We start from the raw sequence: 8,877 nt of genomic DNA, 5'->3' as shown, positions 1-8,877 counted from the left end.
CAGATTATATTTTTCAGATAGCGTGCGGAAGCCTAACCTGCGCCAATCACGAAGCGTTTTCGAGCGAAGTGGGTACCGGTTCGCGTGAAGAAAACGCGTCTAAATCAAGAGCGCAACGAGCACGGAGAAACCGATGACCGGGAGCGGACTGCCGCTGGAGGGCGTAAGGGTCGTCGAGATGACCCACATGGTGATGGGCCCGACCTGCGGGATGATCCTGGCGCAACTCGGCGCGGAGGTGATCAAGGTCGAACCTCCGGCCGGTGACAAGACCCGTTCGCTCGGCGGCATGGGTGTCTCGTTCTTCCCGCTGTTCAATCGCGGCAAGCGCAGCATCGTGCTCGATCTCACCAAGCCCGAGGATCGCGACACAATGCATCTCCTGCTCGCTGGCGCCGACGTGTTCCTGGAGAATTTCCGCGACGGCCAGCTCGACAAGCAGGGTCTCGGGCCCGAGGAGCTGCGCGCGAAATATCCGCATCTGATCATCGCCGGCCACAAGGGCTTTCTCTCCGGTCCCTATGATCATCGCCCGGCGCTCGACGAGGTCGTGCAGATGATGTCGGGGCTCGCCGCGATGACCGGCACGCGCGACAAGCCGCAGCGCGTCGGCTCGTCCGCCAACGACATCATGGGCGGCATGTTCGGGGTGATCTCGATCCTCGCCGCGCTCTATCAGAAGCGGGGCGGCAACAAGAACGGCGCCGACATCCGCATCGGCCTGTTCGAGAACTGCCTGTTCCTGGTCGCCCAGCACATGGTCGAGTACGAGATGACCGGGCGCAAGCCGCGTTCGATGCCGGAGCGCGAGCACGCCTGGCCGATCTACGACATCTTCGATGCCGCCGGCGGTGAGCGCATCTTCATCGGCGTCGTGACGGAAGGTCACTGGCAAAGCTTCTGCCGCGAGTTTGGTCTGACGGAATTCGCCGACGATCCGACATTGCGCAGCACCACGGACCGCATCATGGCGCGCGACCGGATCATTCCGCGCGTCGCCCAGGTGATCAAGGGCTGGAACGTGGCCGACCTCTCGGCAAGGCTCGACGCGCTCAACATCTGCTTCTCGCCGATCAACCGGCCGGAGGATTTGTTGCAGGACCCGCATGTGTTGCGGCCGGGCGGCCTCGTCAATAACGTCAATGCCGACGGCAAGCCGTTCCGCGTTCCTGCGCTGCCGATAGAATGGAACGGCAGCCATATCGGCGAGGGCCTGAAGGTGCCGGTGCTTGGCGCCGAAACCGACGCGGTCCGCGCCGAGCTCGAACAACACAAGATTTCATCAACCGGAAACGCTGCGTGAGGCTGACATGACCCGCGTCCACGATATCTATCCGAACGACAGAGTGAGCCTGCGCGAAGTCGGTCTGCGCGACGGCCTGCAGCTGGTGAAGACATTCCCATCGACCGCGGCGAAGCAGCGCTGGGTGCGCGATGAATATGCCGCCGGCGTCCGGCATTTCGAGGTCGGCTCGTTCCTGCCGGCCAAGACATTTCCGCAATTCGCCGATGTCCGCGACGTCGTCGCGACGATCGCCGCGCTGCCCGGCGCGCATGGCGTCGCGCTGGCGCTGAATGAGCGCGGCGTCAACGAGGCGCTGGCCTCCGGCGTCGCCGAGATCGCCTCGGTGGTGTCGGCGACCGAGGAGCACAGCCAGGCCAATGCCAACCGCTCGCGCGAATCCGCGATCGAGAACATCAAGCGGCTCTGCGAGCTGCGCGACGCCAGCGCGCACAAGCCGCTGGTCAATGCAGCGATCTCGATGGGGCTGGGCTGCTCGATCGTCGGCGCCGTCGATCCCAAGGAGGTGCTGCGGCTCACCGAGAAGCTCTACGAGGTCGGCGTCGACATGGTCGCGATTGCCGATACCGTCGGCTATGCCGGACCGAAGGCGGTCGGCGAGCTGACGCGCGGCGCGGTAAAGATCGCAGGCTCCAAGCCGGTCTGCGTCCATCTGCACGATACCCGCGGCATGGGCATCGCCAACGCCTCCGCCGCGCTCGATGAAGGCGCCCGCGTGCTGGATGGTTCGCTCGGCGGTCTCGGAGGCTGCCCGTTCGCGCCGGGCGCGACCGGCAATGTCGTGTTCGAGGACCTCGTCTTCCTCTGCGAGAGCAAGGGATTTCCGACCGGCATCGATCTCGATCGCCTGGTCGAGGTGCGAGCGATCCTGAAAGCCGAGATGCCGAACGAACAGCTCTATGGCGGCCTCGCCCGCGCCGGCCTGCCGCGCGGCACCAAGGCGAAGGCGGCGTAGCGTGACCGGCCGCCGCGCAGCGGCAACGTCTGATCAGTCGCGCATGCGGCGGCTCGAGCTGAAATCCTCGACATACGGCTGCACTGGGGCTGTTTCGCGGTAGGGCGGCACGATCAGCATCACGACCCGCCGTGTCCGGCCGGGCCTGCCCAGCAGCGTCGCCTGGGCGTCAAACTCGGAGCGAAAGACGTCCGTCGCGCGCAACGTCGTGCGCGCCATCCAGCTCAGGCAATCCGGCTGGTCGGCGAAGCACAACGCTGCCCAGCCGCGATCGAGCGTGGTCTTGCGCGGCAGGCCCCAGGTGTACTGATAGGCAAACGGCCGGGCATAGAACGGATGATCCGGACTGTAGAAGGCCGCAGCGAAGGCGAGCGCATCGTCGCCGCTGACGGCCGCGAGCGGCGTCCCGGCTGCGTCGTGCCATCGTGCGGTGAGCTCGGTCGCGACCGCATGATAGAAGCCGCGGCCTTCTTCATAGCCGTAGGCGTGGCGATAGAGTGCGTGGATCGGAGCGCCGACGGCAACCGCGAGAATCGCGATACCGGCCACCATGACGGTCAGGTTGACCGCATAGAACCGCTCGATCGGGTAGCTCGTTCCGCACACGATCAGCACGATGAACACGAAGAGGCCCTGCACCGCCCAGAGCGAGGGCAGGTCGGTGCCGATCGCGAGCGACACGATCACCGGAAACAGGATGGTGCCGATTGCGACCAGCCGCAGCAGGCGGAGCCCCGGGTTCATTGCGCGGAAATCCGCGGGCAGCCGCGCCAGCCGCCGGCCGGCAATGAACACCCAGGTCACCGCCGCGACCGAGAGGGCGGCGATCAGTCCCATGATGAAGTAGGAGACTTCCCACAGCGCGGCGACATGATCGGCACCGGCATGCGCGAGCGCATAGTCGAACGTCGTTGCCCCCGTCGTGGCGAGCCAATGCAGATGCAGGCCGAGCACGAGCATGCCGGTCAGCGCCGAGATCCAGGGCGAGGCCGACTGCAGATAGCGGCGGCGATCGGGATGCAGCACGGCCGCGAAAACGAAGCTTGCGACCAGGAAGATCGAATAATATTTGCCGAGCATCGCGAGTGCGCAGGCCGCGCCTGCCGCGATCGCCCAGCCGATTTGCCGCGGCGCCTCGAACGCCCGCAGGAAGCAATAGGTCGCCAGTGGCCAGGATGCCAGCAGCACCGCGTTCGCGTTGAACCGCTGGGCGTGGAATTGATAGGCCGGCAGCAGCATCGCCAGCAGCAGGACGATCGCGCGCTTCTCGCCGCGGACAAAGCGGCGCGAGATCAGGTCGACTGCCCACAGCGCCACGGCTGCGTTGACCATCGCCATCAGCTGCAGCGACCAATCGCTCAGCGGAAAGACCGCGGTCCATCCCCGGGTGATCCAGCCCATCAGCGGCGGATGCTTGGGGTATCCCCATGCGAGGTGGCGGCCGAGCGTCCAGGTCTCGAGCACGTCGGGATGCAGGCCGGCGCCGAGATAGGCGATGATGAGATACGCCGTCCAGATCGCGACAAAGAAAGCGAGCAGCAGCGGGATCGACCACCCGGTCTCGATTCCCTCGAGCCAGCTGTTGAATGGACGGCGCCAGCGTGCCGGGTCCTTCTCCGACGCGGCGGCCATCGCCGAAAAATCGATCAACCAAAACACCGTAAAACTACCGGATGAAAGCAAGCTTGAAGCGCGCGCACCCTAGTGATGCAGCGGCGAGAACTCAACGACGAAGCCGGAGAACGAGACCGATTCCAGATCATGGTTGACGAGGCCGTCCGCGGTGCGCGCGATATCCCGCGTCCGACATCGGTGGCCGTTATCCCGGCGTGGGCTCCGTGCTGATCACTTCCGCAGCCGGAAGCGCCGCCCCTTCGTCAATCGCTTCAGGAACAAGCGGCGGCGACTTACGCTCTGGAAACACACTGAATTCGCCGGCTACCTCCTGGAGCGGCTTCTGCTTGTCGGCCCAGTGCAGGGCCGTGTAGTCGAAACCGTGCACGATGGTGGGTTTGACGACTTCGAAATAGGGCGAGATGTCGAAGTCACGCGGCATGTAGAGCGACGAATCGCGGATATGCAGGATCTCGCGGCGCGCCTTGCGGCTGGCGGCGCGGGTGATCTTGGGCAGGATCGGATAGCGCACGGCGTCGAACGCCTGCGCGATCAGCGCCGAGCAGATTATCTTGGTCGGATCGCCGGAGCCGAATGCGATCATGCGGCGGCGCCAGCGCTGCGGGATCGGCAGCGGAAACAGATAGCGCGCGAGATCGACGATGTTCTTGGTGTCGTAACCGAAGCCGATGCGGTTGATGGCGTAGCGGCACACCGTGGTGCGGTCCTCGAACGAGAGTCCGACCGGACGGCAGAGGCGGGTGTGATAGGACAGGTATTTCGACAGCGGCGCCGAGGTCACGCCTTCGCCGATGTTGGCCTCGATCAGCACGTGCTGCTCGCCGTCGGGCTCGAACGCGCCGTCGATCGGTCCGACAAACAGCGCGGCATGCGACCAGGTCGATTGCGTGAGATACTTGATGATGCCGGAAATGCGGTTGTTGCCTTCGACCAGCAGTACATCGCCGGGCTGCATGATGCCCCGCAGATGGTCCGGGTCGCTCGGCGTGAACGGCTCGTAACCGGGGACTTCCTTCGACAGGTACCCCGCGATCCATTTACCGACGGTATCGAGCATTACGCCCATGGATTCCCCCCAGCGGTTCTACGACCGCTTGTGTTCACTTAATCATGGTCGCAAGCCGTTGCAATTTAGTTCATGCCATCAGCGGATCAATCATGATTGATTTACCATGAGTGTTGCTGCGGTCGGTGAGATGCGGCACAGTTCGCGAAGCGTTCCCGTTCTCTGCAAGTCCCCGGAAACCATGCCAGAAGCTATGTCATGACAGTGACCCGCCGCGATTTCCTGTCGGCGTCGGCTGCTCTCGCGCTGGCGCCAGTATTTGGCGGCCGGGCGCTTGCTGCGCCGCCGCCGCGCGAGGCCGATATCGTCGTGATCGGCGCGGGTGCCGCAGGCATTGCCGCGGCGCGACGGATCGCCGCCGCGAACCGCAAGGTGATCGTGCTGGAGGCGTCCGGCCAGGTCGGCGGCCGCTGCCAGACCGACGCATCGAGCTTCGATGTGCCGTTCGACCGCGGCGCGCGCTGGATGCACAATCCCGAAACCAATCCGATGATCCGCCTGGCGCGCTCCGCAGGACTCGACATCGTGACGGCGCCCGCGGGCCAGAAGATCCGCATCGGCCGGCGCTACGCCCGTCCCGGCGAGACCGAGGAATTCCTGGCCGCGCTGGTGCGCGCCAATCGCGCCATCGACGACGCCTCGCGCAAGGCCGATATCGCCTGCGCCGCGGCAATGCCGAAGGATCTCGGCGATTGGGCCGGCACTGCGGAATTCCTGCTCGGCGCCAATTTCAGCGGCAAGGATCTGAAGGATCTCTCCGCCGTCGACAAGGTGCGCGCGCAGGATCGCAACACCGCGATCGCCTGCCGGCAGGGGCTCGGCGCGCTGATTGCGAAGCTCGGCGAGGGGCTGCCGCTCGTGCTGTCGACGCCGGCGCAGCGCATCCTGTGGAGCAATCGCGACGTGATGGTCGAGACGGCCTCCGGCAAGATCACCGCGCGTGCCGCCATCGTCACGGTGTCGAGCAACGTGCTCGTGAGCGGCAACATCAAGTTCGCGCCCGAGCTTCCGAAGCGCGCGCTCGACGCCGCCGCCAAGCTGAGCCTCGGCAGCTATGATCGCATCGCGCTGCAGATCCCCGGCAATCCGCTCGGGCTGTCGCGCGACGACGTCATCATCGAGCAGAGCAGTTCGACCAAGACCGCGCTGCTCTACGGCAATATCGCCGGCTCCTCGCTGTGCACGATCGACGTCGCAGGCTCGTTCGGCCGCGACCTGTCCGCGCAGGGCGAGAAGGCGATGGCTGCGTTCGCGGTGGAATGGCTGACGAAGCTCTATGGCAGCGAGGTCGGCGCCGCCGTGAAGAAGACCAGCGCGACGCGCTGGAATGCACAGCCCTTCATTCAAGGCGCGATGTCGGCCGCAGCACCCGGCGCGCAGTTCTCGCGCCGGATCCTGTCCGAGCCGATCGGCGCGATGTATCTCGCCGGCGAGGCCACTCATGAGACGCTGTGGGGTACGATCGACGGCGCCTGGGAGAGCGGCGAGCGTGCTGCGGATGCCGCGTTGCGCAGGATCGGCGGCGTGAAGGAGACGACGCCGGAGCCCGCAGCCCCTGCCGCAAAACACAAGCGCCGCGCGCCGCGATCGGCCGGGCCGATGAATTGAGGAGACCGCTGAGCGCGGCCGGCTTGACCGTCGCGCGTGCGGTGATCTGGCGTTGGGTGCTGCCACGCAATAGGTGTCGTCCCTGCGAAAGCAGGGACCCATACGCCGCAGCAGATGTTGTGATCAGGACTCGTCGTTCCGACGCCGCTCGCCAATAACCATTCGTGGTTATGGGTCCCTGCTTTCGCAGGGACGACATCGAATGTGTTGCGCGGTCTGCGAGACATACATCCGCTTTCCCGCGACATGATTTGCGCGAGTTTTGCCGTGCCTCACACCGGCAGCTTCAGCTCCATCAGATCCTTGGCCACCACGATCCGGCCCTTGAAGTTCGTCCTCACGTCCCGCGTCCAGTCGTCGTCGGTGACGAGTGGATCGTCGCCGGGCACGAAATGGCTCAGCACTAGCGTCTTGACGCCGGCGGCGGCTGCGATGCGGCCGACGTCTTCGGTCGAGGTGTGGCTGTCGAGCAGATGCTTCCTCAGCGTCGCGCCGTTCTTCGTCTTCGCCACCAGGCGATCGACCGCGGGAATGTAGAGGCATTCGTGCACCAGCACGTCGGCGCCCTTCGCGAACTCGGCAAGCTTCGGATTGTAGGCGGTGTCGCTTGAGAACACGATCACACCGTCCGGCGTCTCGAACTTGTAGGCGAAGTTGTCGACGATGGGCGGGTGCGGCGTGCGGAACGCAGTGACGGTGACGTCTGATGTCTTCAGCACCATGCCGTCGTCGGTGATGTCTTTCGCGATCAAGAGCTTTCGCGGATCGGGCCGGCCTTCGTCCTCGATCCGGGTCTCGACGTCGAATTTGTTCAGCTCCCAATACTCCTTCGTCATCGCCTCGATGCCCTTGGGACCGAACGAATGGATCGGCGTCGAGAGGCCCGCCGCCCAGGCGTTGTAGAACAGGTTGCCGTATTCCAGATTGTGATCGGAATGGTGATGGCTGATGAAGATGTACTTCACGGACGGGATCGGCACGCCGGCGCTGACCAGCTGGCGGCTGACGCCCATGCCGCAATCAATGACAAAGGGCGTGTCGTTGACGACGACGAGATTGGCGGGGTTGGAGGCGCCGATGCCGACGCGCGGGCCGCCCTTGGTGCCGAGGAACACGATCCGTGTGCGTGGCTTTGCATTTTGCGCGCGCACGCTAGGCGCCGCGAGCATGGCGGCGCTGCCGAGCGCTAGTTTCAATGTGGTGCGGCGATCGATCATGGTGTTCCTCCCGCAGTCGTCTTCTGAGCTCTGGCGACCCTACCCGCCGCGCAAAATGCCATCAAGCGCGGGCAGGCCGACGATGACGGCCGCTGCAATCAGCGCGTAGCAGATCGCGCGAAACATCTGCTCGCTGGCCTTGCCGAACAGCGAGGCGCCGAACCAGACGCCGATGCCGTAGATGGGACCTACGATGAGCGAGAATTTGGCCGACTCGATCGTGATCAATCCGGTGAACCAGTAGCTGACCAGCGAGAAGAAATCCGAGGCGCCGAAGAACAGCACGATGTTGGCGCGTGAGATCACCGACGAGATCGGCCGTCCGAGCCAGTAGGCGACGATCGGCGGGCCGCCGGTCTGCGCGAGGCCGCTGCAGAAGCCGGAGAGGCCGCCGACGCCGATCGAGAGCGCGGCGTGATCCTTACCGTGGTAGCGCCAGCCCGACAGCAGCAATGCAAGCAGCGCTGCGACGAAGCAGGAGATGATCCAGCGCGTGGTCACGGGCTCGAGCACGGTGAGGAAATAGGTGCCGATGGGAACGCCGACCAGCGCGCCGGCCACCATCACGGCGGTGGCCTTGCGGTCGGCATGCGTCCAGGCGTTCGGCAGCAGCGGCGTCGCGGCGACGAAGTCGATGATGAGCAGCAGCGCCGCCACCAGCCGCGGCGCCGCGACACTGCTCGCGAGCGGCATGAAGATCAGCGCCGAGCCGAAGCCGGAGAAGCCGCGCGCTGTGCCTGACACGAAGGCAATCGCGCAGATCGCAAGCGCGATGCTGGTCGAGATGTCGGACGGGATGAGGGTGAAGGAGGTCATGGGAGGCGAGGGGATGAGGCTTGATCTGTGCGCGCGCTCGTATCGAGATTCAAATACGACCGCAAGTCAATCAAACCCGTCATCCTGAGGTGCGAGCGGAGCGAGCCTCGAAGGATGAATCGGCCACAGTCGGGCCGTCGACCCTTCGAGACGGCCGCTACACGGCCTCCTCAGAGTCTGACTCATAAATCATCGCCCCCTATCTGCAGCGGCAAGTCTGCGGGTCAGGAGTCTGATGTGTGCAATCAGCAGCCAGGCAGCTTCGGTTGCCACCGTC

The 8,877-nt window shown here is 65.0% G+C and carries 7 protein-coding genes; 3 read left to right on the top strand and 4 right to left on the bottom strand.

From position 1 onward, the window contains the following. Positions 1 to 133 precede the first annotated feature (133 nt). Together AC628_RS38750 and AC628_RS38745 are read left to right on the top strand one after the other, a co-directional pair. A complete protein-coding gene (locus AC628_RS38750; RefSeq protein ID WP_074131895.1) occupies positions 134 to 1,303 on the top strand; it encodes a CaiB/BaiF CoA transferase family protein in 1,170 nt (389 codons plus the stop codon). A 7-nt stretch (positions 1,304 to 1,310) separates the two neighbouring features. Continuing rightward, positions 1,311 to 2,258, top strand: a complete 948-nt coding sequence (locus tag AC628_RS38745) for a hydroxymethylglutaryl-CoA lyase (protein WP_074131894.1) — start codon at positions 1,311 to 1,313, stop codon at positions 2,256 to 2,258. Positions 2,259 to 2,291: 33 nt separating this feature from the next. On the opposite strand, the gene AC628_RS38740 is transcribed toward AC628_RS38745, so the two are convergent. Together AC628_RS38740 and AC628_RS38735 are read right to left on the bottom strand one after the other, a co-directional pair. Then, positions 2,292 to 3,890, bottom strand: coding sequence for a glycosyltransferase family 39 protein (locus tag AC628_RS38740; RefSeq protein WP_074131896.1), 1,599 nt, complete (start codon positions 3,888 to 3,890; stop codon positions 2,292 to 2,294). A gap of 187 nt (positions 3,891 to 4,077) precedes the next feature. Continuing rightward, the gene (locus AC628_RS38735) at positions 4,078 to 4,959 is read right to left on the bottom strand and encodes a YiiX/YebB-like N1pC/P60 family cysteine hydrolase (RefSeq protein WP_245321545.1); all 882 of its coding nucleotides are present in this window, start codon (positions 4,957 to 4,959) and stop codon (positions 4,078 to 4,080) included. Between the two features lie 198 nt (positions 4,960 to 5,157). Between AC628_RS38735 and AC628_RS38730 the strand changes: the two genes are divergently transcribed. Continuing rightward, positions 5,158 to 6,567 carry a flavin monoamine oxidase family protein gene (locus AC628_RS38730; RefSeq protein WP_074131892.1) on the top strand — a complete coding sequence of 470 codons (1,410 nt, stop codon included), beginning with the start codon at positions 5,158 to 5,160 and terminating at the stop codon, positions 6,565 to 6,567. A gap of 272 nt (positions 6,568 to 6,839) precedes the next feature. Here the strand turns inward: AC628_RS38730 and AC628_RS38725 are convergent, their stop codons facing one another. Continuing rightward, positions 6,840 to 7,784: an MBL fold metallo-hydrolase gene (locus AC628_RS38725; protein WP_074131891.1), complete on the bottom strand. Its 945-nt coding sequence runs from the start codon at positions 7,782 to 7,784 to the stop codon at positions 6,840 to 6,842. A gap of 39 nt (positions 7,785 to 7,823) precedes the next feature. After that, entirely contained in the window at positions 7,824 to 8,600 is a 777-nt protein-coding gene (locus AC628_RS38720) for a sulfite exporter TauE/SafE family protein (RefSeq protein ID WP_074131890.1), read from the bottom strand. Positions 8,601 to 8,877 lie beyond the last annotated feature (277 nt).

The sequence above is a fragment of the Bradyrhizobium sp. NAS96.2 genome, assembly GCF_001908235.1.
Taxonomy (GTDB): Bacteria; Pseudomonadota; Alphaproteobacteria; order Rhizobiales; family Xanthobacteraceae; genus Bradyrhizobium.
This window is presented reverse-complemented; position numbering and strand designations above follow the sequence as displayed.